Below are 26769 nucleotides of genomic sequence, written 5' to 3' on the forward strand. Positions count from 1 at the left end.
GGCATTTTTCTAGTTGTTATGACAGGCCTGATAAATCAACTCCGCCTGCGCTTTGGAGATCCCGGGCACTGTCGCCAGCTCAGCGACTGAAGCTTTCAGTACGCCTTGCAAACCACCGAGGTATTGTAACAAAGCTTGCCGGCGTTTCTCACCTATTCCGGCAATATTTTCCAATGGGCTTTGGGTGAACTTTTTGCCGCGCTGCTGGCGATGGCCGGTAATGGCAAAACGGTGCGCTTCATCACGAATGTGCTGGATTAAATGCAAGGCCGGATCATCCGCCGGCAAGTTAATCGCATGCTGCGCTGAGTTGATCAACAAGGTTTCCAGACCCGGCTTCCGGCTGGTGCCTTTGGCGACGCCCAGCAATAACGGCCGTTTCGCCAGCGTCCAGCCGGCAAAAAATTCAATCGCCTGATTCAGCTGCCCGGCGCCGCCGTCAATCAGCACAATATCTGGCACCCGCTCTTCATCCTGCAATTTGCCGTAGCGTTTTTGCAACGCAAAACGCATCGCCGCATAGTCATCACCCGGTGTTACGCCTTCGACGTGAAAGCGACGATATTCGGCTTTATCCGGGCCTTTGTCATTAAACACGACACAAGAGGCCATCGTCTGGCTGCCCATGGTATGGCTGATGTCAAAACACTCCATGCGCAGCAGCGTGTCGAGTTTCAGCGTCTGTTTCAGTGCGCGGTATCGCGCAGCCATATGTGCCGCCTGACTGACTTTGGTATCACAGGCAGTGCGGGCATTTTTATTGGCCAGATCCAGATAACGTGCTTTCTCGCCACGTTTGGCCGGAACCAGCACCACTTTGCGCCCCGCCGCCGCACTGATGGCTGCAGCAATACTATCCGCTTCTTCCAGCGGCTCCCCTATGACGATTTCCCGCGGGATCTGTTGTCCGCCCATGTTGTTCAGATAAAACTGCAGTAAAAAGGCTGGGAAAATCTCCTCTGCCTCAGTTTGTTGCGGTAGTTTTGGAAAATAGGTCTTAGTGCCGAGGATTTTTTGGTCGCGCACATACAGCACATGGACGGCTGCGACCCCGTGCAGATAACAAAAGCCCAGTATATCCATCTCATCGTGATCACCACTAACCGCCTGCTGTTCCTGCACTTTACGCAGTGCGATGATTTGATCACGCAGCTGCGCCGCCAATTCAAAATCCAGGGCCGTGCTGGCCGCATCCATTTGTTGCACCAGGTCTTCAATCACCTGCTGATTTTTGCCCTGCAAAAATAACCGGGTCAGCCGGACCTGACCGGCATAGGCTTCGTCGGAGATCTTGCCAACACAAGGTGCTGAACACAGTTTAAGTTGATATTGCAGGCAAGGCCGCGTGCGCGCCCGGTAGAAGCCATCTTCGCACTGCCGGATCGGAATGACTTTTTGCAGCAGCTTCAGACTTTCCCACACCGCTCCGGCGCTCGGATAAGGGCCAAAATACTGGCCTGGCACCTTTTTCGGCCCCCGATGCGCGGTGATCCGAGGATGTTTATGATCGGTCAGCAGAATATACGGAAACGATTTGTCATCGCGCAGCAATACATTGTATTTGGGCATGTATTGCTTGATCAGGTTGTTTTCCAGGATCAGTGCTTCGGTTTCGCTGTTTGTCACCGTGAATTCAACCAGCGCGATGTTTGCGACCAATGCACGCGTTTTGACACTATCGACATTACTGCGGAAATAACTGGCCAGGCGTTTTTTTAAATCTTTGGCTTTGCCGACATAAATCACCTGGGATTTATCGCCATACATACGGTAGACGCCAGGTGAACCTGGCACTGTTTTTAAAAAAGCACTGCTGTCAAACGGCGGCATCAGCGTCTCGTGGGGTCAGGGTATTTTGGATCAGGCAATATTGATCATGCCATGGCGGATCGCCAGATGGGTCAGTTCAACATCACCGCTAATGGCCAGCTTTTCAAACATGCGATAACGGTATGAATTGACCGTTTTGGCACTGACATTCAGTTTGTCGGCAATATCATTCACTTTTTCGCCTTGCGTAATCATCAGCATGATCTGCATTTCGCGGTCAGACAATTCGTCAAACGGATTGTTACTATTGGATTGAATTTTACTGAAAGCCATTTTCTGTGCGACTTCATCAGAGATATAACGATGGCCATCGGCAACGCGCTTGATGGCGGTGATCATCTCAGACGGCGCTGCATTTTTGGAGATAAAACCAGAAGCGCCCATTTGCATCACTTTGGTTGGCACAGGTTCTTCACAGGACACCGACAAGGCCAGCACACGGATATCCGGGCAATAATGCAGGATGCGTTTGGTGGCATTCATACCACCGATCCCCGGCATATTCATATCCATCAGCACCACGTCGGGCGGCAGTTGGCCGGCGGCTTCATTGCGGCAATATTGCACGGCAGCTTCACCGGAGTTCAAATCGGCGACAACCCGAATGCCACGCTCTTCCTGTAAAATCCTGCTGATCCCGGTCCGGACCAATTCATGATCATCCACTATCAGAACGTTAATCAATTGACGCGCCTCTTAAATTTTCGATTTGCTGGAATAGTCTGGATTGGCTGAAACTTCGTTAGCATAGCCGAGTGAATTTGATTTTGCTATGGGAATAGCACTGGCAGGAGCTGTTAGATTAAGTTGTTTTATATCAATATCTTACAGACAACCAATAAAATGCAGGTGTAAAAAAACCACCCTAGGGTGGTTGATTTAGTGGCGGAGAGAAAGAGATTCGAACTCTTGAAGGGCTACTAACCCTCGCCGGTTTTCAAGACCGGTGCATTAAACCACTCTGCCATCTCTCCGCGTTAGGCCGCATATTAAGGAGCTACCGGCACCTTGTAAAGCCCTTTTTTATATTGTCGTGTTCGTTTGCTCAGCTTTTGTCCAACCAGTTTTATTTCTGTCGTCACTGCGGTTTCGGTGATGACTTTGATAAGTCAGCCCTGACAGCGGCGCTGCGCTTGCGTACAATAGAACAAAATTCAAAAAGTACCCTGCCATGACTGAACAAAACAGTAAAAAACGTATTTATGTCGCCTACACCGGCGGTACCATTGGGATGCAGCATTCGGCCAACGGTTTTGTGCCGGTACCAGGTTTTCTCAGTGAAACGGTGCGGAACATGCCGGAGTTTTACCGTGCTGAAATGCCGGAGTTTGATATTCATGAATATCACCCGGTCATTGATTCGTCCGATATGACGCCGGCACACTGGCTTAGCATCGCCCATGATATCCAGCAACATTATGCCGATTACGACGGTTTCGTCGTGTTACATGGTACTGATACCATGGCCTATACCGCCTCTGCCCTCTCTTTTATGCTGGAAGACCTGACCAAGCCAGTGATTATCACCGGATCACAAATACCGCTGGCGCAACTACGCTCAGACGGCCAGGTTAATCTGCTGAATTCGTTATATCTGGCAGCGAATTATCCAATCGCTGAAGTCGCGCTGTATTTTAATAATCAGCTGTTTCGCGGCAACCGCGCCACTAAAGCCGACGCCGATGGCTTTAACGCCTTTGCCTCACCGAACTTTCCGCCGTTATTACAGGCGGGTATCCATATCGAAGTTAAAGCCGGCGCTTTGTATCAGGGGCAGGTAAAACAAACGCTGCAGGTCAGAGAGATCACGCCGCAGCCGATCAGCGTAGTAACTTTGTATCCGGGCATCAGCACTGACGTGATCGCCAATATGTCCGCAGCGCCAGTCCGCGCATTAATTATCAAATCTTATGGCGTTGGCAATGCGCCGCAGCACCCTCAGCTGTTGCAAGTGCTGCAGCAAGCGGCTGAGCGCGGCACCGTCATTATTAACTGCACCCAGTGTTTTAAAGGCAAGGTCAATATGGGCGGTTATGCGACCGGGAATGCCCTGCGTCAAAGCGGTGTCATTAGTGGCTATGATATGACATTAGAAGCGACTCTGACCAAATTGCATTATCTGCTCAGTCAGCCATTGTCGGCTGATGAAGTGCGCCGGCAAATGCAGCTGGATTTACGCGGTGAACTGACGCTGTGAGCTGGCGCTGAGAACTGGCGTTGCGTTGGCCAAAAAGGTAAGCGTCAGGGATGGCTGCGCATCGCAGAAAATTGCTCCTGCATTTTCTGCATACAATCCGTCCCTGGATATAAAAAAACCACCTTGCGGTGGTTTTTTATCTCCCGGCCTTAAGCCAGATACAAAGTCCGTACCCTGGCCAGCAAATCTGCTTCATCGGCCCGGAGTGGCCCATGCTGCAGCCAGCGACCCAACAGTTCGTTCTGACTGAGATTGCCACCGCTGTTATGTTTGTCACTGAGTAGCTGCATTTGCACACGCTGACGTGCACCGGCAAGTTCCACCGGCGACGGCTGACCTGCAGCCCATTCCAACGCCAGTGTCAGATCGGCGCGGCTCATTGTCTCTTGCTGCTGATTAAACACCAGCCGGTATAGTCCCGGTAAATCTGCAGCCACCACATCAGGTTTCGCCAACGCACTAAACAGTTGTTGGTACTGACCTGCTTCCGCTTGTTTTTCCAACGCAGCTAATTGTCCGGTCAGTTGCTGACGCAGTTGCTGTTGCTGTTGGCGTAACGCTTTGTCATCCGCAGTATCGACGTCATTGAGCTGTTGCAGTTGCTCGCGCAGTTGCGACTCGGTTAACGACGTCAGTTCCAGTGAACTGACTGCAGCCAGCAGCGCACTGACTTGTTGTCGCCAGACATTCAGCTGTGCAGTTTCGTCATCCCGTTGTTGTTGACGCCGGGCAAAAAAGGCATCACAGGCTGCACGAAACTCGGTCCATAACTGTTGGTCAACCCGGTTACCGGCAAAACCCAATAGCTTCCACTGCTGTTGCAGTTGTTTAACCTGTTCAACCTGTGGACCACCGGCATTTTCCGCCAGCTGTTTTGCCTGAGCAATCAGCTGCTGTTTAGCCTCAGCGGCTTGTTGCCAGGCGGTTTGCTGTAACTGTTTCAGTGGTTGGACAGCTGCTTTGTAAGCTTGTTGCAGCATCGCAAAGTGTTCACGGCTCACTGCGCCCGCCTGTTGCCAGCGTTGTTGTTGTTGCTGCAGCAACATATCCAGCTCCCGGCCTTGCGGTGGATTCGCTTGAGCCTGCAATAAAGTAGCGATGATCTGCTGCCGCGCCACTTCAGCATGCGCGCGCTGTTGATCCTGCGCCGCATAAAAATCGCGGCATGGCGCGAAAGCTTGTTCAGACAGCTGGTTAAACTGCTGATTCAGTGTTTCTTCCAGCGCCGCATCAGCCCGGCCCAGCGTATTCCACTGTGCCCGCGCCTGCTTGATCCGGGTGGCGCGATCGTTAATGCTGAGATCAGGTTCATCCAGTAACTGCTGCATCTCAGCGATCAATGCCTGTTTACGCGGTGTCGCAATATAAGCCTGCAGATCAGTCAATTCAGCGATCATCTCGCTACACGCCTGCAGATCTTTTTCCAGTTGCACCAGCTGCACAGGGTTCAGTTCGGTCAATTCCTGTTGAATGCCTTTCCACAAGCCAAATAACACTTTAAAACGGCCTTCGGCATGCAGCCGCTTAAATTCAGCCAGTTTACTGCGTAATTGCCGGATCTGGCGCTGTTGCTGCGCCAATAAAGGTTCACAATGCTCACGCCATTGTTGCACCAGCGCCTGATAACTGTCGGAAAATTGTTGCGGCAATAATGCACCGGCACTACGGGTGATCTGCTGCCAGTGATTTTGCAAGTCTTTAAAGCCTTGATAGGCCTTTTCTGCCTGCGCCGCGACCGGTAATGGCTGTGCCGATAACTCAGCCAGCAAACGTGCGGCCTGCGCCAACGCTTCGGCAAGTAACGGCAATTGGTCCAGCTGCTGTTGCAATTGACCAATGCGTTGTTGCAGTGCCTGTAACACCGCTGGGTCTGGTTGTTCAGCCTTAATCTGCGCGGTCAGCGTATCAAGCGCCTGTTGCTGGGCACTGGCCGCGTTTAAATCACCTGCTGCAATCAGACTGCCGGTTTGTTGCTGTAACATTTGCAGTTGTTGGGTGAATTGCTGCAGCAATTTTTGCTGCTGCGCCTGCTGCTGTTGCTTAGCCTGCTCCGCAGCCAGAAGCGCAAGGCGCGGCGCCAGCATGGCGTCGGTCAGTTGCACAATACGCTGGTGCTTCTGCTGCGCTTCGCTGGCCTCTTCAGCCGGCAAAAGATGCAGCTCAGGTTCAATAGTTGCCCACAGCTGTTGCAGCTCTGTCCATTGCTGCTGCGCCTGGGCGATATCGGTTTTTTCCCGCACTGCATTCAGCCGCGCCAGTACTAAGGTTACTTGTTTACGCAGCCGTTCCGGCTTTTGTTTCTGTTCCTGCCGCTGGCTTAATTCTGTCTGTAACAACGGCAGTAATTCAGCACTGCTGTGCCGTGTAACTTTTTCCAGTGCTTTATCATCTGCGATCAGCGCAAACAATGATTGTTTTTGCGTCAGGGACAACACCGGGTCCTGCAATGCTGCCAGATATAAATCCTGGCGCTGCAAACGCAGTAACAACTGTAACTTTAATTCAGCATCAGTCTCAGCAATGGCCAGCTTTTCCAAAACGCTACTGCGATGACACTCAGCAATAAACTGCTGTTTTAACTGCGCCGAGACCCGGTTATCCAGCAACATCTGCACTAATTGCTGTTCGGCAAATTGTTTGAGTCGTTCCGCTGATTCATGCTTACTTGCCTGCCACCACAACGAAAACTCGTTCAGTCGTTCCAGCGCCGCGCGCCGGACTGCTTCAGTACCGTCGTTAAAGGCAAGCTCATGCAAAATTTCTTTTTGTTCAGGGGTTTGTTGATCCAGTTCCGCGATTGCGAGCTGACGGATAGTTGGATTTTCGTGCTGCCACTTCGGCTTAAACCAGCGCTTAAAGATCATCGTGTGCAAACCTTGCGATTGACTGCTCAGCACTGAATTGTGCTTTCATTTCCGTTTTTGATTTGATCACCATCTGACCGTCGGCACCGATGGTAAAGGGTTCTGCCGACTTCAGTACGCGCGCCTGATACGCCATCACCAGCTGCATCGTCTGCTCCTGCTGTTGCGTATTAAGTGGAGTGCCGTCAGCCCAACGTCCGGTACCGACCGCATCCAACAGTTTCTGATAGGTGTCAGCGGACATGGCGCTGACCATCGCCATAAAATCCACGTTATTTCCTCTTAAACATCACCATCCTGACTTTGGAAACGATATATCCTGCCGCCCCCAGAGCCATCACTGTATAAGTCAGCCAGGATTGCCAGCTACCTTCCTCCGGTGCACGAAAATACCACCAGACAAAACTGCCCAGTAATAACACCACGGACAGCATCGCGTGATTATTGATACTTTGCCCTAAAGCCATTCGCTTATCGCGTTGAATTCTTTCAATTTGTTCCGGGGAAACTTCTGCCAGACTGTTACCGCAATGCTGACAACTGGCTGCTTTATTGGAGATTTTTTTGCCGCAAAACGGGCACGTTACTATCGCCATAATTACCTACCTGAAAAACCAAGGGCACTATAAAACAAAAGGCCGGCTTTGCAAACCGGCCTGTACGCTACAAAAAGCTTCTTTGCAGCGGTTATACCCACCAGCAATTACAACAGATCAACCACGGCACGCACCGCGATCAGCGTGTCATTACCAAGCTTTTTCGAACGCACATCTGACCAGCCAAATTGTTCATCCGGTAAATTGGCGTTGTCTTTAAACGGCATCTCAAAGGTGTACGCCAGACATTTAAACTGCTCTGCCACCCAGGTCGAAGCGATCGTCAGATTAGCCTGGCCCGGCGCGTCCAGATCGTAGCCATATTCGGTCTGGAATTCTGGCGTCACGGCCAGCAAAGTCTGTTTGAACAACGTTTCCAGCTGCGCCATTTTCGCGTTGTAGGATGGTACGCCTTCAGCGCCGGCGACAAAGTTATATGGCAGGTTTTCATCGCCGTGAATGTCGAGGAACATATCGACGCCAGTTTCCAGCATTTTTTGCCGCACCAGGTAGACTTCCGGGCTTTTTTCCAGCGTTGGCGTTTGCCACTCACGGTTCAGGTTCACACCAACCGCATTGGTACGTAAATGACCGCGTACGCTGCCATCCGGGTTCATATTCGGCACCACATAAAAAACTGCTTTGCTGAGCAACTGACGAGCAACGCCGTCATCCTGGTCCAGTAAGCGGTCGAGTAAACCTTCAACAAACCACTCCGCCATGGTTTCACCCGGGTGTTGCCGTGCGGTGATCCAGATATTTTTCTTGCCATCGGCTGGCTCGCCAATGATCAATAAACTCATGTCGCGGCCATCAATGGTATTGCCTAAATCCACCAGCTGCGCGAGGCCGGTCGCCTGCGCCTGACCTAACAAATCGAGGTGACGCTCATAGCTGTATGGTGCGAAATAGGCAAAATAACAAGATTCAGCTTCCGGATAATGCGTGATCACCAGATGTTCGCCGTCAAACGCAGTATCGACACGGAACCATGTTTCTCGGTCATATGAGGCGACGGCTTTATAATCGGCCCAGCCTTTTGGATAAGCCGACGTGTTTACATTCGTCAGGCGGATGGTATGCGGCTCGAAACTGTCGCTGTGCAGCCGGAAATGAAACCATTGATAAAATTCAGACATATTGTCTTTACGAATAGCCAGGCGAATATCGTCGATGCGATCAGCAGAAATGATATCGATATTGCCGCTGTCAAAATTACAGGTGATTTTCATTATATGTATTCCAGGCAGGGTAAAAAGTACCGGCGAAGCCTACCACATCAGCGCATCGCCTGTCTTGTCAGGGCGATTGGCTACTTTGCTTTGCGGTAAACAGCAGGCAAACAAAAGCCGCCTGTAGGCGGCTTTTCTCAGTAGTAGCGAACTTAAAGCGCGACTGGCAACGTTGGGTAAAAAATGCCGGCCATCTCGTTCATCACGCGGATCACCTGCGTGCTGTAGCCAAACTCGTTATCATACCAAACGTATAACACACAGCGATCTTCTTCGGCAATTGTGGCCTGAGAATCAACCACGCCCGCGTAGCGCGAGCCGACCAAATCGCTGGAGACGATTTCGGTTGAATTGGTGAAGTCAATTTGATCCTGCAGGTCAGAGAACAGCGACACTTTTTGTAAATACGCATTAAGCGAATCGCGGTCGGTTGCTTTGTTCAGGTTCAGTGACAGAATTGCCATCGACACGTTGGGTGTTGGTACGCGGATCGCATTACCGGTCAGCTTGCCTTTTAACTCTGGCAGGGCTTTGGCAACAGCAGATGCGGCACCGGTCGACGTTAATACCATGTTCAGCGGTGCGGCGCGGCCACGGCGTTCAGCGCTGTGATAGTTATCGATCAGGTTCTGGTCGTTGGTATATGAGTGCACAGTTTCAACGTGGCCATTACGGATGCCGTATTCGTCATGCAGCGCTTTTAGTACCGGCGTGATCGCATTGGTGGTGCAGCTGGCTGCCGACACAATGCGGTCGTCGGCCGTGATCATTTTATGATTGACGCCATACACGACGTTTTTCACATCACCCTTGGCTGGCGCGGTCAGCAACACTTTTGCTGCACCTTTGGCTTTGAAGTGAATAGACAACTCTTTGTCGTCTTTCCAGATCCCGGTGTTATCGACCACCAATGCATCATGAATGTCATATGCGGTGTAATCAACCTGCTCCGGCGAATCCGCATAAATCACTTTAATAAAAGTACCGTTGGCTTTGATACCACCGTTTTCTTCATCAATCGTGATACTGCCGTTAAAAGGACCGTGGATGGAGTCACGGCGCAGCAGACTGGCCCGTTTCTCCAAATCGCCTTTACGACCACCGCGCACCACGATAGCGCGCAAACGCAACTTAGCGCTTGGGCCGGCCCGTTCAATCATCAGACGCGCCAACAACCGGCCAATCCGGCCAAAACCGTATAACACCACATCGGTCGGTTTGATTTTGTCGTCCTGACCGAGTAAATCGGCCAGCTCGCGTTGCAGATAGTGCTCGAGGCTCAGGCCTGCAGCGGCATTTTTATAAGCATAGGCAAATGCCAGTTTGCCCAGGTCGATCCGGCCTGGCGCCAGATCCAGTTTGCTGATGGCTTCCAGTACCGGGAAACTCTCACGCAGACGCAGTTTTTGTTGTTCAAAGCGTTCGACCGTTTTGTGGGCTTTGATGATGTCAATCGTGGTGGCATTCACCAGCGGCTTGCCATACACCACCAACTCAATCCCTTTATTGCGATACAGGCGACCAATGATCGGCTGCATATTTTCGGCGTATTCCTGGCGTTCCTGCCAGCTGCGTTGATACTGTTCTTCGTGAGATAAGGTCATGCTGTTGTGCCTTTTACTTCATAGTTAACGAATGTTCGGGGACAGGTGCCACAGCGGGCGCCATATTGTAATTGAATTCGTAACCCTACAACAACAATTACAAATGATTTTTTCAAAGCTTTTGCGTATGCTGGTTGTATAGAGATCGGAGGGATTATGCAGAGACTTTTGTCATCGTTATCGTTATTAATATTGCTAAGCGCCTGTGGCGAAAAAGAACTCAACATTACGCAGGTTTGCCAGGATAAACCCGGTTTATGTACTGATTTAGTCGAAGACGGCCATTGCCGGGTGGAACGCTCAGAAACCATTCTGGCCCGTTTCGGTGAGCAAAAGTTACCATCTGACGCCAACAAGTATCGCCTGCTGCTGGATTTTGAAAAGTACTCCAAATGTATGGAGCTGGCCAAAGGCATCGAACACATCAAACTGAAAGAAAAAACCACTGCCCGTGTCAACAGCTACATGGTGTCATTAAATGAGATCAAACGACTGACCGATGAAACGGTCACCTCTGATTATCCGGGGCTGCTGTATTACCACTGGTCCCGACATCAGAGCCAGACGCATCTGGAAAAATTTGAACAGGCAGCCAAAGCTGGTCAGCTCAATACGCCGGATTTAAAGTTCGCTTTGGCCCGTTATTACATTGAGAAAGATAAAAAGCTGGCCATCACCACCATGCTGGATGCACTGAAGTTATATAAAGCTGGCGATGTGGTCGACACCGATATCTATACCAGCCTGACCACGCTGTATTTTAAGCAAAACAAACTGGCTGAGTCCTATCACTGGGCTTTAGTGGCTCAGGCGGCCGGTGTTGAACGGATTGAATTTGATATGATCCTGAAATCGGCCAAAGACAATGCGCTGGATAAGGACAAAATTGAAACACTGGCTGACGAGACCATAGCCGGTCTGGAATTGGGTCAGTTTAAAGCGCCGGTATTTCAGTAACTTTTAACAGGTAACAACCCGAATTCCTGCGCAGTACTGCGGAAACTGATATAAAAAAACGCGGGTGTAAAGCCCGCGTTTTTTATGCTGTCAATTTCTACTTACCGTCAAAAACCAGCGACACCGAATTGACACAATAGCGTTGCCCTGTTGGTACAGGCCCGTCATCAAACACATGGCCCAGATGCGCGTCGCAATGCATACACAGAATTTCTGTTCTTTGCATGCCATGGGTAAAATCGTCGGCGTAGCGCACTTGCCCAGGCAAGGCGGCAGAAAATGACGGCCAGCCACAGCCGGCATCAAACTTCGTTTCAGAACTGAATAACGGCTGGTGACAACAAACACAGCAGTAGATACCCGTCGCTTCGTTGTACAACAGCGTACCGCTAAAAGGATACTCAGTGCCTTTTTGCCGCGTGACGCGATATTCTTCATCACTGAGCCGTTCACGCCATTGTGCTGCACTGAGTTTCATCTTGCTGCTCCATTCGGGTTTATTTTACTTTGACCATCGGGCGGCCCGGCAGGCTCCAGTCGACGTGAAAAAACTTGCCCTTGGCTTTGTCGGTACGCTCAAACGTGTGGGCGCCGAAATAATCACGTTGGCCTTGTAACAGATTGGCCGGCAACACAGCGGTGCGATACGAGTCGTAATAGCTCAGCGCAGAACTCAACGCCGGTACTGGCACGCCCACCAGCGTTGCTTCAGCCACGGCACGACGCCAATTCATTTGATTCAGCGAAATTTGCTTAGCAAAAAACGGATCGACCAACAAGTTCGCCAAATCATCATTACGCTCGTAAGCATCGGTGATCGATTGCAAAAATACCGCCCGGATAATACAACCTGCGCGCCAGATCTTGGCGATCTCAGCAAAGTTCAGTTGCCAGCCGTGCTCAGCACCGGCCGTTTTCATCAGGTCAAAACCCTGCGCATAGACACAGATTTTGGCGCAGTACAGCGCATCATGCAGCTGTTTGATCAGCACTTCGCGCTGTGATTCCAGCGGCTTGTCGTGGCTGGAGCCTGCCAATATGGTTGAGGCCGCAACGCGTTGTTCTTTATTGGTTGAAATCGAGCGAGCATATACGGCTTCAGCAATGGTCGGCGAAGCACAGCCCAATTCGAGGCTGCTGACTGCGGTCCACAAGCCTGTGCCTTTTTGGCCGGCTTTATCCAGAATCACGTCTACCAGTGGCAAGCCCGTTTCTGAATCTTTAGTCGCCAGTACTTCAGCACTGATCTCCATCAGATAACTGTTCAGGATACCCTGATTCCAGCTTTTAAATACCTCTGCGACCTGCAGCGCCGACATGCCGAGTGCGTCGCGCATCACCTGGTAAACTTCACAAATCAGCTGCATATCGGCATATTCAATACCGTTATGCACCATTTTGACGTAGTGACCAGAGCCTGACGGGCCAATATAAGTGGCACAGGCATCGCCTTCTTTTACCGGATTACCCGGTTCATAACGTTCAATCGCACGGCCGGTAGCAGGGTCAACTTTCGCTGCAATGGCACGCCAGACCGGTTCAATGCGCGTCCAGGCGTATGGGTCACCGCTAGGCATCAGACTGGGACCAAATCGGGCGCCGACTTCACCGCCGGAGACCGCGGTCGAGAAGAAAATGAATTTGCCTTCGTAGTGTTTTTCGCGGCGTACTGTGTCGGTCCACAGACTGTTGCCAGTATCGACCACAATATCATCGGCCGCGATCCCTGCGTCAATCAGCTTGCAACAGACATCATCGACCGGTTTTCCGGCCGGTACGGACAAAATGACTAAATGCGGTTGGGTCAGGCGGGATAACAATTCGGTATAAGAGCTGCAGGCGATGACCCGGCCGCCCTGGCCATTGGTTTCCAGCAAGTCCTGGCTGATCACCGACTCAAGCTTTTTGTGGTCCAAATCAAAAGCGGCGACCCGATAACCGTGATCCGCCAGATTCAGGATCAGGTTCTTGCCCATGACACCTGCACCTACAAAGCCGATGTCACACAATTGCGTTGACGCTGTCATTCCCATTCCTCAAAAAGCTGCTGTCGCAAAATGGGCGCGATTATACTGGAAAAAAACCGCGCCCGGCAGCGCCGGCAGAAATTCTTTATGCTGTTCAGACCATTAAGACTGACCAGCGGCAAAAGCCAAAGTAAGGTCCGTAACGACAGGTCGTTGCAATGCCGGATGGCCGTGCTGGCTGACCCACAATGACATCGAATTGCCTTGTTGCATATAGGCTGCATCCGCCAGCTGTACTGGTGACACCAGACCCATTTCAAAAGACGTATCCATCACGCAATGCCAGGGCCGGTCGGTCAGCTGCAAACTGATTGGGTCAGAACCGGCATTGATCATCATTAAGATCTCGGCATCAGCCCCGCTGCTGGCGATGACAAAATAACAATAGCGCGTGGCCGGCAAATGCCAGTCCGCTTCGGTTTTTTCACTGCCATCGGCATTCAGCCAATGCACCTGATGTTTATCACCGTGGCGCTGGTACTGATCATCGAGCAATGACAACTGCTGCAGACAAGGGTATTGCTGGCGGACCGCAATCATCTGCTGCACAAAACTCTGAAATTGCGTGGCATGGTAATCCAGCTGCCAGTTCAGCCAACTCAGTTCATTATCCTGACAATAGGCATTGTTATTGCCCTGTTGGCTATGACTCAGTTCGTCACCGCCCAGCCAGTGGATCATGCCCTGACTCAGCAACAGGCTGGCCACCAGATTGCGTTTATGCTGATAACGCAGCGCAAGAATAGCGCTGTCACTGCTTGGGCCTTCCACCCCATGATTCAGGCTCAGATTATGGTCGTGACCATCACGGTTTTGCTCGCCATTGAGCCAATTATGTTTTTGCTGATAACAAACCACGTCATGCAGGGTAAAACCATCGTGATAAGCCAGATAGTTCACTGAACAGGCAGCCGGTTTGTGATGTTTTTGGAAGATATCGCGTGAGCCCAATAAACGCGTGGTGAATTCGTTCAGGCTGCCATGATCGCCGCGCCAGAATGACCGCATCGAATCACGGAATTTGTCGTTTAATTCCGACCAATGCGCCGGAAACTGCCCGAGCTGATAGCCGTAAGGCCCTACATCCCAAGGCTCTGCGATTAGTTTCGCACCGGATAACACCGGATCCTGCGCCACAATCTGCAGGAAAGTGGCAAAAGGAGTAAAACGTTTGTGTTCACGCGCCAGCGTCACCGCTAAATCAAACCGAAAGCCATCTACCTGCATCTCAGTCAGCCAGTACCGCAACGCGTCCAGTACCAGTTTTTGCGTGGCCGGATGCGCCAGATTCAGCGTATTACCGCAACCACTGTAATTACAATAGGCCGAATAATCTGTGATATCTGCATGATTTTCAAAAAGATAATATTGCCGATTCGCCAAGCCGCGCAAACTCAGATTATAACAATCCGCTTCTGCCGTGTGGTTAAACACCACGTCGAGGATCACTTCCAGCCCATGCTGATGATAAGTGCGGACCAGCGTTTTCATTTCCGCTACTGCGTCCGCCAGCTGATAACGCGGATCCGGGGCAAAAAAACACACCGGATTGTAGCCCCAGTAATTACTTAGTTTCAGCTTTTCCAGCCGTGGTTCAGTCATAAAAGCAGCGACCGGCAATAACTGTACTGTGGTGACGCCCAGATGCTTCAGATGGTTGATCACCGCCGGATGGCTCATGCCGGCATAGGTGCCGCGCAGTTCTGCCGGCACTAGCGGATGCAACATCGTCATGCCTTTGACATGCGCTTCGTAAATGATGGTTTTTTCCCGTGGGATCTGCGGCTTCTGGCTGCCCTGCCAGTCAAAATCATTAGCGTCGAGCACGCCTTTGGCCAGCATGTAATGACTGTCACTCTGATAAAGTCGCTCGTTAAATACCACGGCCCGGTTCAGCTTGCGTGCATAGGGGTCAATCAACAAATGGTTGCTGGTAAAGGTGAACCCTTCTGCCGGCCGATCTGCGCCTTCGGCGCGCAGCAGATACAAACTTCCTGCTGGAATTTGCTGGACCTGGACATGCCAGATATCGCCGGTTCTGGCGGTAAACGGTAGTTCAGCCAGCGGTTCTTCGGTATCAGGACAAAACAGGCACAATGTCAGACTGCTGGCGTCGGGCGCGTACACAGCAAAATTCCAGCGACCAATGGTGATATCGGTACAAACTGCCCCTAGTGGCGCGGCATGACCAAAATCCGTAAGCAATTCAGCGTTCATAACAAACTCATGTTAACGGCAACGACGTAAATACAAAGTCGACAGTGGTGGTAATTCCAGCGCCAGCTGCAAGTCATCACCAGCATGCAAATGTGGCCCGACCGGGTAATTACTGCCCCAATAATAAGCAGAATCGGAGTTCAGGATCACTTCGTAAGCGCCGGCAAGCAAGACCGGCAAACGGAATTGTGTGCGCGCGACCGGGGTAAAATTGCTGACCACGTAGACCACGTCGCCGCTGCTATCGAGACGGCGAAACGATACTGTGCTGTGGTCTGCATCCTGATGATCAATCCAGGCAAACCCGGCCCCTTGGTGATCCAGCTCGTACAGAGGCTTACAACGCTGGTAAGTATGATTGAGATCGCGGAACAGCTGTGAAATACCGCGATGTTTATCAAAATCGAGCAAGAACCACGGCAAAGCCAGATTATGATTCCACTCAGTGCCCTGGCCGAATTCATTACCCATAAAGTTCAGTTTTTTGCCGGGGTGCGCAAACATAAAAGCGTAATAGGCGCGTAAATTGGCGGCTTGTTGCCATTCATCGCCGGGCATTTTATTCAGAATACTGCCTTTACCGTGCACCACTTCATCATGCGACAGTGGCAGGATAAAATTCTCGTTATAGGCGTAGACCATCGAAAATGTCAGGTCATTGTGATGATATTTGCGATACGCCGGGTCTTTGCTGATATAGCGCAGCGTATCGTTCATCCAGCCCATATTCCATTTAAAGCCAAAGCCCAGACCGCCCATATCCACTGGACGGCTGACGCCGGCAAAAGAGGTCGATTCTTCAGCGATGGTCATCGCGCGTGGATGTTTACTGTAAACCTCCTGATTCAGCCATTTCAGCAAACTGATGGCTTCATAGTTATGGTTACCGCCATCGATATTCGGGATCCATTCGCCATGTTCACGCGAATAATCGAGGTACAGCATCGACGCCACAGCATCAACACGCAGGCCGTCGATATGAAACTTATCCAACCAGAACAAGGCGCTCGCCACTAAAAATTGCCGGACGTAGTCTTTACCGAAGTCATAAATGCAGGAATTCCAGTCCGGATGCCAGCCGCGACGCGGATCGGCATATTCATACAGGTGTCCGCCGTCAAATCGGGCCAGGCCATGACCGTCTTCCGGGAAATGCGCCGGCACCCAGTCGAGCAACACGCCAATCCCTGCGGCATGGCAGGCATCGACAAAGGCCTTAAACTGATCAGGCGTGCCAAACCGCGACGTGACCGCAAACATGCCAAGAGGCTGATAGCCCCAGGAGCCGGTATAGGGGTGCTCCAGCACCGGTAACAATTCAATGTGGGTATAGCCCATATCCAGCACATACGGAATGAGCTGCTCTGCCAGTTCCGGATAAGTCAGGAAACTGCCATCGGCATGCGTGCGCCAGCTGCCTAAATGCACTTCATAAATGCTCATTGGGCTTTGGTACGGATTGTGTTCACGCTGTTGCCAGGCACTGTCCTGCCACTGATAGCGGCTGTGATCAAACACTAAAGAGGCATGTGACGGGAATTGTTCGGCGGCAAAGGCCATTGGGTCGGCTTTATGCGGTAATAAATGCCCGGCAGCATCTTTAATTTCAAATTTGTAACGCACACCAGCCGCCACTTCCGGCACATAAAGTACCCAGTGACCACAAGCCGTGCGTTCCATCGGATGACAACGGCCATCCCAGTTGTTCATATCGCCAATCAGGCTGACGGCACTGGCATGTGGTGCATACACCGCAAAGCGGGTGCCCTGAATGCTCTGCTTGCCTGCTTTGACATCGACCAGCTGCGCACCCAGTTGCTGATACAGGTTTTCCGGCCGGGTATTGACGTGATGCACGGCGAAAAACGCTTCATCTTTAAACTGATAAGGGTCAATCACACTGTAGCTGTGATGCGCAGTCTGCACTTCCAGGCGATATGGCAGCGGGTTTTTCCGCCGCGGCAGCGTCAGTTCAAATAATCCAGCGATGGCCGCAACCGGCGTCATCACGCCAAGCGATTTGCCATCGTCGAGAGCCACGACGTCCACCTGCACTGCAGATGGCAAAAAGGCCCGGATCAACAGGCCTTTTTCTGCAGTTTGCCAGCCCAGTACGGCAAATGGCTGCGCGCAACGCACATCGTGTAAAGCTTGTAACTGATGGTCTGGCATAACAAATCCTGTGTCATTAAAAGCGGGAATTGCGGGAGCTCCGGTACCAAAGTACCGGAGCTATATGCATTAAGATTATGAATATAAGCCTGTTCTGCGGTTGGCTGTCAATTGCTTCAGGTGAGATTTGATATGTTCCTGTTGCGCCAGCTGCTCCAGCGTCATACTCAATTTGCGCCGCCAGTTCGGATATTCATCACTGGTACCCGGCACATTCACCGGCTCAGTCATCTCCATCCAGTCTTCCAGTTGCAAACATAATAACTGACAACTGCCGCGCGCCAGATGCTGTTGCAAAGCAAAACTTAAGGTGCGGTCCATACCAAGATGTTCAACCGTGCGCGGATAATCGGCTGGCAGCATATTGTGGCCATGCAGTGAATCAAGGATCCGTTGCTTGGCTTGATGCCGGTCCTGATACAAGCCTGGCAAGATCTCTTCAGTGTACAGCCCGAGCTGTAAACCTAATTTCAGGTCTGAACAGTGCCAGAAACCAATCAGGGTCGGCATATCGTGGGTGGTCAGTGCCGACATCGCCTGCACCGGGTAATGCGCCGTCGAGATGTAACCACCATCTTCAGCCTGTTCGAAGAAGAAGATCCGATATGAATACATGCCAAACTGCTGCAGTAGCTCAAAGATCCCATCCGGTACCGTACCAAGATCTTCACCAATCACCACCGCCTGCTGCCGCTGACTTTCCAGCGCCAAAATGCCAAGTAAATCCATGATTGGATAATACAGATAGGCTCCTTCACCAGCGGACACCGAACCTTTTGGCACCCACCATAACCGCAGGAGCGCCATCACATGGTCAATCCGCAGTGCACCGGAATCGCGCATATTGGCGCGGAACAGGTCAATCATCGGCTGATAGGCCTGACGGAACAGTTCGTAAGGATACATCGGCGGCAGGCCCCAGTTCTGGCCTTTTGGCCCGAGAATATCCGGCGGCGCACCAACGCTGGCATCGCGGCAATACAAATCCGGATTGGCCCAAATTTCAGTCGAGGCTTCACTGACGCCGACCGCTAAATCGCGATACAGGCCCAGTAACATGCCATGATCTTTAGCTTGCTGCTGCACTTTGGCCAGCTGTTGCTGTGCACAGAATTGCAAATAGCTGAAAAAGCCGATGTCGTGCTGATTGGCCGCAGCAAATGCCTGCACCGTCTCGCTGTCTGCACTGCGGTATTGTTCCGGCCAGTTTGGCCAGCCCCAGGCGTGAGGGTCTTTGGCAATCAGATGTAAGTGCAGCGCGTCATAAAGCGCCAGTTGACGCAGGCTGTCGCCGCCTTCAGCAACAAAACGGTTAAATTCAGCAGTCAGCGCGACATCTTTTTGGCCCTGATCGAGATACCACTGATACAACGCGCGCAGCGCCGGCAATTTCAGTTGCATCACGCCGCTATAGTCAACCCAGTGTTTGTCACGCTGTGCCTGTAATTGCGCCTGGAAATCTGCCTGCACCAGCTGTTGCTGCAAAGCACCGCACTGACTGAAGCCCGGCATCTGCGCCACGCTCAGGTAAATCATATTGAGCCAGCGCCGGCTCGATGGGCTGTATGGGCTGGCGGACTCCGGCATCGCCGGGTACAAAGCATGAATTGGGTTTAGACCAACAAAATCTGCGCCCTGCGCCGCCAGATAATTCACCAGCTCGCCTAAATCTGCAAAATCGCCGACACCCCAGTTCTGCTCCGACTTAACGGCATACAGCTGAACCGAAATACCCCACTGCTTTTGCTGCGCAAACGCTTCTGGCTGATAACAGCGCTCCGGCACTACGATCAATGACTGACTGAAATCGTCATCGTCGCCGTCGATCTGTAATTCCAGCCGGTGATAACCATAAGGCAGTGCCAGCGGCAGCATAAATTCATATTGCTGGTATTCCACTTCATCAAAGACGGAGACCTGCGTCAGCTCACCGTCGTCGACTGCGACCAGTTTAAACTGCTGAGACTGCCCTGCTTCGCTGATAACCGTCACTGTCAGAGTCTGATGCACCAGCGCCAGCGGCAGGCGCAATTCTAACTTCAATTGTTCGGCCCGGTTTTGCACCGACACCGGATCTATCGGTTCGGCCCAATGCAACAACTGACGTTCACGCAGCTGTGCGGCCGCCTTGGTATTGTCACTGACGTCGAAACCCAATGCTGAAAGCATGCGTAACTGATCTTTTTCTGCCACTTCGGCAGGTTTGCCCCAGGCATCGGTAAATTGCGTTTCAATGCCATTAAAGCCGATCAGTTCGGCCAGCAGTGTTTTGTCCATAAAGGCTCCAACTCGGTTTCGTCGCTCTGTCCATGCCGGATTTACAATTGGGTTCTGTGCCCGCAACCGGCTATGGCAAGCAGTATAAGACTTTAAAAAACAGCGTCGATGGCAAAATCGCAGATTACGTCATTAAATTACATAAATACGATTGCATAACAAATTTCCGCTTGAAAATGGCGGAAAAACATGTAATTTTACTACACAATTCGTCCGCATCAGGGGTGCCTTATGACAATTCGTGTCGCGATCAATGGTTTTGGCCGTATCGGCCGCAATGTTTTACGTGCTTTATATGAAAGTAAGAAGTCATACGACATCAAAGTCGTCGCTATTAACGATTTAGGTGACGCATCGATTAACGCACACCTGCTGAAGTACGACACCGCGCACGGCATTTTCTTTGCTAATGTTGAGCATTCTGACAATGCGATTTATGTCAATCAGGACGAGATCCTGACCCTGAGCGAACGCAACCCGGCCAACCTGCCCTGGGCTGATTTAAAAGTTGATGTCGTGCTGGAATGTACCGGTCTGTTCACTGACCGTCAGTCAGCCGGCGCTCACCTGTCTGCGGGTGCGAAAAAAGTCATCATCTCTGCACCGGCGAAAGATGTCGACGCCACTGTTGTTTACGGCGTTAACCATGACGTGATCACCCCGGAAATGACCATCATCTCTAATGCCAGCTGCACCACGAACTGTCTGTCACCGATTGCCAAGCCGCTGAACGATATTCTTGGCATTGAGTCTGGCCTGATGACCACTATCCATGCTTATACCAACGACCAGCGTTTGTCTGATGTGTATCACACCGATGTGCGCCGTGCCCGTGCTGCCGCCATGTCGATGATCCCAACCAAAACCGGCGCAGCCGCTGCGGTAGGTCTGGTAGTTCCGGCATTAAAAGGCAAATTCGATGGTCTGGCGGTGCGTGTACCAACGATCAACGTCTCGCTGGTCGACTTAACTTTTATCGCCGGTCGTGAAACGACGATTGAAGAAGTAAACCAAATCATCCGTGACGCTGCGGCGCAGTTCCCGATGAATCAGGTCCTTGCCGTAAACGACCTGCCGCTGGTATCAGTCGACTTTAACCACAATCCGATGTCGTCGATTTTTGATGCCACTGAAACTCGGGTCAATGGCCGTCTGGTCAAAGTCATGGCCTGGTACGACAACGAGTGGGGTTTCTCTAACCGGATGCTCGATAACACCGTTGAACTGATGAAATCGTAAGCTGTTTGCTTGCAGACTAAGGCGGCTTCGGTCGCCTTTTTTTATGCCGTAGTAACTGCAATAGCAATTTGCGACACCAGAACAACGGACATTTCGGCGGCCTGAACCCTCCATTCAGCGCTGACCAGTGAAAAAGTCCTGACGCTCAGCTTGCTTCTCAGGGTTGACCGGCACACAATCAAACCGACTTTTTCTTCTAAGAGCTTCAATTTATGGCTAATTTTGTTCATCTGGACGGTTTCGCGCATCTCAATGCTTTGCCCTGCATCCGCTTTAGTTTTGCTGATTACACCGCTGTTGTGTCGCTGTATGGTGGGCAGGTTCTGTCATTAACGCTTAAAGGCGAAGAATTACTCTGGTTGTCACCCACTACAGATTGGCAAAACCAACACCCGATCCGCGGTGGTGTGCCAGTGTGCTGGCCTTGGTTTGGTCCGGTAGATCCAGCATTGACACAACAGCAGGTGCCTAATCATGGTCTGGCCCGTACCCATTTGTGGCAACAAGTCGCCGATGAAAGTTGCAGCGACCATGCGCTGCTGATTTTGCAGGCTGAATTTGACAATATTCCGTGGCACGCCGGTAAAGTCCGGCTGCAATGCCAATATCTGCTGAACCACAAAGGCCTGCATTTGCATCTGCACTGCGACGATTTAACGCAGCAACAGGCCGCACTACACACTTATTTTGCCTGTGATGATGTTCGCCAAGCGACAGTGTCGCCATTACCTGCGACCTTTATCAACAAAGTGCTACCGGCCGAGACCTCTGCAGCACTAAGTTTTGGCGATGAAATCGATCGGATTTATCAGGATACCGCTGCAGCATTGACCCTGCAGACCCCGGCGACATTGCTGTTGCAACAGGCCGGCCATGATGCGTCGGTGATTTGGAACCCGGGACAGGCCAAAGGCAGCGCCGCCAAAGAGATTGGCCCGCAGCAATGGACCAAGTTTGTCTGCGCTGAAACTGCCCGCTTATCGCTGCTGGATACCCGGGCACTGGACTTGCAAATGACGATTGGCAGAAATTAAAGGCCGAGGCAGACAGATTAGCGCCGGTACACAACAAACTCATCCGACAGGCGCTGCTCAGCGCCTTTATCATCAATAAACAGCAGTTCGAGACGCCAGGTCATTTGCGCGTCGGCACAAGCGCCGATCAAAAATTGCGTTTGCCAGTTTGCTTCTGACTGTGTCGCAGCGTTGGTCTGTGTGAAAAACAGCGGCATGCGGGGCATCTCCATACTCAGTCCGACCAGGGTCGCTTTATGCAACTGCCAGCCTGCTGGCGTACGAATCGCTAAACTCAGCGGCGATTCTGTCTGCAGATGCGCCGGCTGATAGCTGAGCTGCGCTGCGCCTTTTTGTACCAGATGCTCATCTGACTGCTGCCCACCCTGTGGCGTACAGGACACACAACAGACAAGCAACGACAGCAACAGCCATTTTTCCACAGACATCGGTCATTTCCTTTACAGCGCGAACCGTTATTCTATCCTATTCGCACTGCTTCGGAAATTGTTGCTTCAATTGAATATTTTCTGAGCAGCAACATTGTTCTAAATCATAAAACCGGCGTATCTGCCTATCTTTTTAGGGGTAAAGCTCGTATGATCCGCCGCAAAGATGAGCTGTGAAAGCGAGCTGAGTCAGTGGTTTGGCGGCAGTTACGGCAAATCTAAAATAAGAAAGGTCGCCCTCGGGTGTTTTCATTTACTAACTAGCAAAAAACTGCAGCGGAACTCAACATGAGCCATACACAATCGTTAAATGTTGACTACAACTACACAGTTGTCCGCCTATTTGCACTCACAACCGTGTTGTGGGGCATAGTCGGCATGAGCGTGGGTGTTTTAATTGCGGCACAACTTTACTGGCCAGCACTGAACTTTGATACTGCCTGGTTAACTTATAGCCGTCTTCGTCCTCTCCACACCAACGCGGTGATTTTCGCGTTTGGTACCAGCGCGTTATTCGCCACGTCTTATTACGTCGTACAGCGTACCTGTCAGGTGCGTTTGTTTGCCGAAAAGCTTGCCATGTTCACCTTTGTTGGCTGGCAGGTTGTGATTCTCGCCGCAGCAATTACCTTACCTATGGGTATCAGCCAGAGCAAAGAATATGCCGAACTGGAATGGCCAATCGACTTACTGATCACTGTGGTCTGGGTTAGTTACGCCATCGTCTTCTTCGGTACTTTAATCAAACGCAAAACCAGCCACATCTATGTCGCGAACTGGTTCTATGGTGGTTTTATTATCACTGTGGCCGCGTTGCATGTAGTAAACAGCATGGTGATCCCTGTTTCGCTGACTAAATCATATTCGATTTACGCCGGTGCCGTCGATGCGATGGTGCAATGGTGGTACGGTCACAACGCCGTAGGCTTCCTGCTCACCGCCGGTTTCCTCGGTATGATGTACTACTTCGTGCCAAAACAGGCTGGCCGTCCAGTCTATTCATACCGCCTGTCAGTTGTGCACTTCTGGGCCCTGATCGCACTGTACATCTGGGCAGGTCCACACCACTTACACTACACCGCCCTGCCAGACTGGACTCAGTCTGTTGGTATGGTGATGTCGGTTATTCTGTTTGTACCAAGCTGGGGCGGCATGATCAACGGTATCATGACGTTATCAGGTGCCTGGCATAAACTGAAAACTGACCCGATCTTACGTTTCCTGATTGTTTCTCTGTCTTTCTACGGCATGTCGACATTTGAAGGCCCGATGATGGCAATCAAATCAGTAAATGCACTGTCTCACTACACAGACTGGACCGTTGGTCACGTTCACTCTGGTGCTTTAGGCTGGGTTGCGATGGTCTCTATCGGCGCACTGTATCACCTGATCCCTGCTGTATTCGCGCAAGGTCGTATGTACAGCGTCAAACTGATTAACACCCACTTCTGGTTACACACCACTGGTGTTGTGCTGTATATCGTCGCCCTGTGGATCAGCGGTATTATGCAAGGCATGATGTGGCGTGCAGTGAATACTGACGGCACTCTGACCTACAGCTTCGTCCAGTCGCTGGAAGCTTCATATCCGTTCTACCTGATGCGCTTCATCGGTGGTTGTTTCGTCGTCGCCGGTATGCTGGTAATGGCTTACAACGTGATTAAAACTGTGCGTGCCAAACAAGGTACGTTAGAGCCAATCGCAGAAGCGGCATAAGGAGTCAGTCATGTCTAAGAATTACCACGAATTTATTGAGAAAAACGCTGGCTGGCTCGGCATCATGACGGTTGTCGCTATCAGCTTCGGTACCATGGTTGAGATCACACCGCTGATGTTTCTCAACGAAACAACCGAGCCTGTAGATGGCCTGAAGCCTTACACTGCACTGCAGCTGGAAGGCCGGGACGTGTTTATCCGCGAAGGTTGTACCAACTGCCACAGCCAGATGATCCGCCCATTCCGTCATGAAGTGGAACGTTACGGTCACTACTCTGTTGCCGGTGAAAGTGTCTGGGAACACCCGTTCCTGTGGGGCTCTAAACGGACAGGTCCGGATCTGGCCCGTGTTGGTGGTCGTTACAGCGACGACTGGCATTATGCTCACCTGATGGATCCACGTTCTGTGGTACCACAGTCCAATATGCCTGGATATCCGTGGTTGGACAGCACAGTGCTTGACGGTCAGCTGACAGCGAAGAAAATGGCAACATTTAACATGCTGACCAAAGGCAAAATGCACAAAGACGACGCAGACGGTGTGATGTACTCAGCGGAAGAAATTGCCGCTGCACAAGAAGCCGTAAAAGGTAAAACTGAAATGCAGGCCCTGATTGCCTATCTGCAATCATTGGGCACAGCATTGAAGTAATTGCCATGGACTTCGTGACAGTACACAGCATTTTCACCGTGATTATTTTTGTGGCTTTTATTGGTCTTGTGGTCTGGTTGTTTGCGTTTAAACGCAAGCCCGACTTCGACCAGGTAGCAAATGTGATATTTGCCGACGATAAAAAGCCACAACAAAAACAACAACAGGAGTCGGATCATGAGTAGCTTTTGGAGTGCTTGGATCATTGTATTAACACTGGCATGTCTGGTTGTGTGCTTTGTGTTGCTGACATGGAACCTGAAAAACCATGTTGGCGTTGCCGAAAACGAAACCACCGGTCATGAATTTGACGGGATCTCAGAAATCAATAACCCGCTGCCAAAATGGTGGACCATCATGTTTTACGCCACCTTCGCCTGGTCGGTGTATTACTTTGCGGCCTACCCTGGTCTGGGTAGCTGGAAAGGCCTGTTTGGCTGGACCAGTTCGAACCAGGGCGTGAAATCGCTGGCTGAATCAAAAGCAGCCATTGAAGCGCAAAAAGCGGCAGGTACACCGTCACAGCTGGATGCGGAGTACATCAAAGCGGAAGGCACTTTTGCCAAAGAGTTCGCCAAATACACCAGTCGTCCGGTGGAAGAGCTGGCGTTTGACAAAGAGGCATTAAAAGTCGGTCAACGTCTGTTCCTGCAAAACTGCTCGCAGTGTCACGGCTCAGATGCCCGCGGTCAGCGTGGTTTCCCGAACCTGACCGATAATGATTGGTTATATGGTGGCACTGCAGACAAAATCGTTGAAACCTTGCGCCATGGCCGTAAAGCCGCAATGCCAGCCTGGGGTGAAGCACTGGGTGATCAAGGCGTGAAAGAAATGACCGCTTATGTGCTGAGCTTGTCTGGCCGGAAAGTCAACGACAACGAAGCTGCTGCCGGTAAAGCCAAGTTCGGCATGTGTGCGGCCTGTCACGGTATGGACGGTAAAGGCTCTTTGGCCCACAACCTGCCATTCGGTGCGCCTAACCTGACCGACAGCACCTGGTTGTACGGTGGTTCGGCCGGGACTATTGAACAGACTCTGCGTCAGGGCCGTAACGGTCAGATGCCGGCGTTCAAAGACACACTGGGTGAAGATAAAATCCACGTGATCGCGGCATACGTATACCGCTTATCACGTCCGGACGAAGCGAAGTAACCGCGGCAGCCGGAACAATATTGAAGCCCCCTCGAGGGGCTTCTTTTTATCTGTCTGAAGTTATTCGAGGAATAAAGTTGTGATGTCAAAACCCTGGTACAAACAAGCCTGGCCCTGGATCCTGATCAGCCTGCCGGTGTTTTCGGTGCTGAAAGCGGTCCATACCGTGTACATCATGAACCAGCAAAGTCCGGATCTGGTCGTCGACGACTACTATGCCGAAGGCAAAGCCGTCAACCAGAACTTATCCCGCTACCGCGAAGCTGCTGCACGCAATTTACATGCAACAGTGTTATTGGCCGGCAATAAAGCCATTCTGACCTTTGATGCCAACAGTATTCTGGAGACGAGTGTGACGCTGGATTTCGTCCACAACACGCTTGCTGCCAAGGATTTTAAAGTCATCGCGCATCGCAGCGGTGAATCGATGTACATCGCAGAACTGCCGCTGACGCCGACCGGCAAATGGAGTCTGGTAGTGCACGATAACGCCAACCAATGGAAACTGCGTGCGTCGTTGAGCTTGCCGGCCATAGATGCCATTCAACTGACTTACTGAGGCCTCAAACTGCCCC

General features: G+C 51.4%; 22 protein-coding genes and 1 tRNA gene. 9 read left to right on the plus strand and 14 right to left on the minus strand.

Annotated elements, in window-relative coordinates; translation table 11 throughout:
• Positions 1-9: 9 nt before the first annotated feature.
• From uvrC to ATY27_RS15585, 3 genes are all read right to left on the minus strand, one after another.
• The gene (uvrC, locus tag ATY27_RS15575; RefSeq protein ID WP_244151331.1) at positions 10-1830 is read right to left on the minus strand and encodes an excinuclease ABC subunit UvrC; all 1821 of its coding nucleotides are present in this window, start codon (positions 1828-1830) and stop codon (positions 10-12) included.
• A 30-nt stretch (positions 1831-1860) separates the two neighbouring features.
• Positions 1861-2514 carry a UvrY/SirA/GacA family response regulator transcription factor gene (uvrY, locus tag ATY27_RS15580; RefSeq protein ID WP_208931533.1) on the minus strand — a complete coding sequence of 218 codons (654 nt, stop codon included), beginning with the start codon at positions 2512-2514 and terminating at the stop codon, positions 1861-1863.
• Between the two features lie 199 nt (positions 2515-2713).
• A tRNA-Ser gene (locus ATY27_RS15585) sits at positions 2714-2804 on the minus strand.
• Between the two features lie 197 nt (positions 2805-3001).
• Here ATY27_RS15585 and ansA point away from each other — a divergent pair.
• On the plus strand, positions 3002-4027 hold the full coding sequence (gene ansA / locus ATY27_RS15590) for an asparaginase (RefSeq protein WP_208931534.1): 1026 nt from the start codon (positions 3002-3004) through the stop codon (positions 4025-4027).
• Between the two features lie 149 nt (positions 4028-4176).
• Here ansA and ATY27_RS15595 read toward each other — a convergent pair whose 3' ends face one another.
• From ATY27_RS15595 to ATY27_RS15615, 5 genes are all read right to left on the minus strand, one after another.
• Positions 4177-6924: a DUF349 domain-containing protein gene (locus ATY27_RS15595; RefSeq protein WP_208931535.1), complete on the minus strand. Its 2748-nt coding sequence runs from the start codon at positions 6922-6924 to the stop codon at positions 4177-4179.
• Positions 6881-7153 (minus strand): DUF1315 family protein, encoded by a 273-nt coding sequence (locus ATY27_RS15600; RefSeq protein WP_244151453.1) that lies wholly within the window; start codon positions 7151-7153, stop codon positions 6881-6883. Before ATY27_RS15600 ends, ATY27_RS15595 begins: the two co-directional genes overlap by 44 nt.
• Before the next feature lie 10 nt (positions 7154-7163).
• A complete protein-coding gene (locus tag ATY27_RS15605) occupies positions 7164-7487 on the minus strand; it encodes a zinc ribbon domain-containing protein (protein ID WP_208931537.1) in 324 nt (107 codons plus the stop codon).
• 107 nt (positions 7488-7594) lie between these two features.
• A complete protein-coding gene (locus tag ATY27_RS15610; protein ID WP_208931538.1) occupies positions 7595-8719 on the minus strand; it encodes a M14-type cytosolic carboxypeptidase in 1125 nt (374 codons plus the stop codon).
• A gap of 152 nt (positions 8720-8871) precedes the next feature.
• Positions 8872-10323 carry a glyceraldehyde-3-phosphate dehydrogenase gene (locus ATY27_RS15615; RefSeq protein ID WP_208931539.1) on the minus strand — a complete coding sequence of 484 codons (1452 nt, stop codon included), beginning with the start codon at positions 10321-10323 and terminating at the stop codon, positions 8872-8874.
• 156 nt (positions 10324-10479) lie between these two features.
• Here ATY27_RS15615 and ATY27_RS15620 point away from each other — a divergent pair, with 156 nt between their 5' ends.
• Positions 10480-11280 (plus strand): DUF2989 domain-containing protein, encoded by an 801-nt coding sequence (locus tag ATY27_RS15620; RefSeq protein ID WP_208931540.1) that lies wholly within the window; start codon positions 10480-10482, stop codon positions 11278-11280.
• A 97-nt stretch (positions 11281-11377) separates the two neighbouring features.
• Here the strand turns inward: ATY27_RS15620 and msrB are convergent, their stop codons facing one another.
• The 5 genes from msrB to malQ all read right to left on the minus strand — a co-directional run bounded on the left by msrB (position 11378) and on the right by malQ (position 19973).
• On the minus strand, positions 11378-11758 hold the full coding sequence (msrB, locus tag ATY27_RS15625; RefSeq protein WP_208931541.1) for a peptide-methionine (R)-S-oxide reductase MsrB: 381 nt from the start codon (positions 11756-11758) through the stop codon (positions 11378-11380).
• Between the two features lie 19 nt (positions 11759-11777).
• Positions 11778-13307 (minus strand): NADP-dependent phosphogluconate dehydrogenase, encoded by a 1530-nt coding sequence (gndA, locus tag ATY27_RS15630; RefSeq protein WP_208931542.1) that lies wholly within the window; start codon positions 13305-13307, stop codon positions 11778-11780.
• Between the two features lie 102 nt (positions 13308-13409).
• Complete coding sequence (glgX, locus tag ATY27_RS15635) at positions 13410-15524, minus strand: glycogen debranching protein GlgX (RefSeq protein WP_208931543.1); 2115 nt, start codon at positions 15522-15524, stop codon at positions 13410-13412.
• A gap of 12 nt (positions 15525-15536) precedes the next feature.
• Positions 15537-17696 (minus strand): 1,4-alpha-glucan branching protein GlgB, encoded by a 2160-nt coding sequence (glgB, locus tag ATY27_RS15640; protein WP_208931544.1) that lies wholly within the window; start codon positions 17694-17696, stop codon positions 15537-15539.
• A 75-nt stretch (positions 17697-17771) separates the two neighbouring features.
• Positions 17772-19973: a 4-alpha-glucanotransferase gene (malQ, locus tag ATY27_RS15645; RefSeq protein WP_208931545.1), complete on the minus strand. Its 2202-nt coding sequence runs from the start codon at positions 19971-19973 to the stop codon at positions 17772-17774.
• A 231-nt stretch (positions 19974-20204) separates the two neighbouring features.
• Here malQ and gap point away from each other — a divergent pair, with 231 nt between their 5' ends.
• Together gap and ATY27_RS15655 are read left to right on the plus strand one after the other, a co-directional pair.
• Positions 20205-21212: a type I glyceraldehyde-3-phosphate dehydrogenase gene (gene gap, locus ATY27_RS15650; RefSeq protein WP_208931546.1), complete on the plus strand. Its 1008-nt coding sequence runs from the start codon at positions 20205-20207 to the stop codon at positions 21210-21212.
• 212 nt (positions 21213-21424) lie between these two features.
• Positions 21425-22246, plus strand: a complete 822-nt coding sequence (locus ATY27_RS15655; RefSeq protein ID WP_208931547.1) for a D-hexose-6-phosphate mutarotase — start codon at positions 21425-21427, stop codon at positions 22244-22246.
• A 17-nt stretch (positions 22247-22263) separates the two neighbouring features.
• On the opposite strand, the gene ATY27_RS15660 is transcribed toward ATY27_RS15655, so the two are convergent.
• Positions 22264-22674, minus strand: coding sequence for a hypothetical protein (locus ATY27_RS15660; RefSeq protein WP_208931548.1), 411 nt, complete (start codon positions 22672-22674; stop codon positions 22264-22266).
• Positions 22675-22962: 288 nt separating this feature from the next.
• Here ATY27_RS15660 and ccoN point away from each other — a divergent pair, with 288 nt between their 5' ends.
• The 5 genes from ccoN to ATY27_RS15685 all read left to right on the plus strand — a co-directional run bounded on the left by ccoN (position 22963) and on the right by ATY27_RS15685 (position 26753).
• Entirely contained in the window at positions 22963-24390 is a 1428-nt protein-coding gene (ccoN, locus tag ATY27_RS15665; RefSeq protein ID WP_208931549.1) for a cytochrome-c oxidase, cbb3-type subunit I, read from the plus strand.
• A 10-nt stretch (positions 24391-24400) separates the two neighbouring features.
• Entirely contained in the window at positions 24401-25042 is a 642-nt protein-coding gene (gene ccoO / locus ATY27_RS15670; protein WP_208931550.1) for a cytochrome-c oxidase, cbb3-type subunit II, read from the plus strand.
• A gap of 5 nt (positions 25043-25047) precedes the next feature.
• A complete protein-coding gene (locus ATY27_RS15675) occupies positions 25048-25227 on the plus strand; it encodes a CcoQ/FixQ family Cbb3-type cytochrome c oxidase assembly chaperone (protein WP_031564280.1) in 180 nt (59 codons plus the stop codon).
• Positions 25220-26194: a cytochrome-c oxidase, cbb3-type subunit III gene (gene ccoP / locus ATY27_RS15680; RefSeq protein WP_208931551.1), complete on the plus strand. Its 975-nt coding sequence runs from the start codon at positions 25220-25222 to the stop codon at positions 26192-26194. The genes ATY27_RS15675 and ccoP overlap by 8 nt, the downstream gene beginning before the upstream one ends.
• A gap of 82 nt (positions 26195-26276) precedes the next feature.
• Entirely contained in the window at positions 26277-26753 is a 477-nt protein-coding gene (locus ATY27_RS15685; protein WP_208931552.1) for a FixH family protein, read from the plus strand.
• The last annotated feature ends 16 nt before the right edge of the window (positions 26754-26769 follow it).

Source organism: Rheinheimera sp. F8 (assembly GCF_001518915.1).

Excerpts from the sequence above, each read along its gene's own strand:
- uvrC (WP_244151331.1), bottom strand. The coding sequence starts at position 1,830 with ATGCCGCCGTTTGACAGCAGTGCTTTTTTAAAAACAGTGCCAGGTTCA.
- ansA (WP_208931534.1), top strand. The coding sequence starts at position 3,002 with ATGACTGAACAAAACAGTAAAAAACGTATTTATGTCGCCTACACCGGC.
- ATY27_RS15600 (WP_244151453.1), bottom strand. The coding sequence starts at position 7,153 with ATGGCGATGGTCAGCGCCATGTCCGCTGACACCTATCAGAAACTGTTG.
- ATY27_RS15605 (WP_208931537.1), bottom strand. The coding sequence starts at position 7,487 with ATGGCGATAGTAACGTGCCCGTTTTGCGGCAAAAAAATCTCCAATAAA.
- ATY27_RS15610 (WP_208931538.1), bottom strand. The coding sequence starts at position 8,719 with ATGAAAATCACCTGTAATTTTGACAGCGGCAATATCGATATCATTTCT.
- ATY27_RS15615 (WP_208931539.1), bottom strand. The coding sequence starts at position 10,323 with ATGACCTTATCTCACGAAGAACAGTATCAACGCAGCTGGCAGGAACGC.
- ATY27_RS15620 (WP_208931540.1), top strand. The coding sequence starts at position 10,480 with ATGCAGAGACTTTTGTCATCGTTATCGTTATTAATATTGCTAAGCGCC.
- msrB (WP_208931541.1), bottom strand. The coding sequence starts at position 11,758 with ATGAAACTCAGTGCAGCACAATGGCGTGAACGGCTCAGTGATGAAGAA.
- gndA (WP_208931542.1), bottom strand. The coding sequence starts at position 13,307 with ATGACAGCGTCAACGCAATTGTGTGACATCGGCTTTGTAGGTGCAGGT.
- glgX (WP_208931543.1), bottom strand. The coding sequence starts at position 15,524 with ATGAACGCTGAATTGCTTACGGATTTTGGTCATGCCGCGCCACTAGGG.
- glgB (WP_208931544.1), bottom strand. The coding sequence starts at position 17,696 with ATGCCAGACCATCAGTTACAAGCTTTACACGATGTGCGTTGCGCGCAG.
- malQ (WP_208931545.1), bottom strand. The coding sequence starts at position 19,973 with ATGGACAAAACACTGCTGGCCGAACTGATCGGCTTTAATGGCATTGAA.
- gap (WP_208931546.1), top strand. The coding sequence starts at position 20,205 with ATGACAATTCGTGTCGCGATCAATGGTTTTGGCCGTATCGGCCGCAAT.
- ATY27_RS15655 (WP_208931547.1), top strand. The coding sequence starts at position 21,425 with ATGGCTAATTTTGTTCATCTGGACGGTTTCGCGCATCTCAATGCTTTG.
- ATY27_RS15660 (WP_208931548.1), bottom strand. The coding sequence starts at position 22,674 with ATGTCTGTGGAAAAATGGCTGTTGCTGTCGTTGCTTGTCTGTTGTGTG.
- ccoN (WP_208931549.1), top strand. The coding sequence starts at position 22,963 with ATGAGCCATACACAATCGTTAAATGTTGACTACAACTACACAGTTGTC.
- ccoO (WP_208931550.1), top strand. The coding sequence starts at position 24,401 with ATGTCTAAGAATTACCACGAATTTATTGAGAAAAACGCTGGCTGGCTC.
- ATY27_RS15675 (WP_031564280.1), top strand. The coding sequence starts at position 25,048 with ATGGACTTCGTGACAGTACACAGCATTTTCACCGTGATTATTTTTGTG.
- ccoP (WP_208931551.1), top strand. The coding sequence starts at position 25,220 with ATGAGTAGCTTTTGGAGTGCTTGGATCATTGTATTAACACTGGCATGT.
- ATY27_RS15685 (WP_208931552.1), top strand. The coding sequence starts at position 26,277 with ATGTCAAAACCCTGGTACAAACAAGCCTGGCCCTGGATCCTGATCAGC.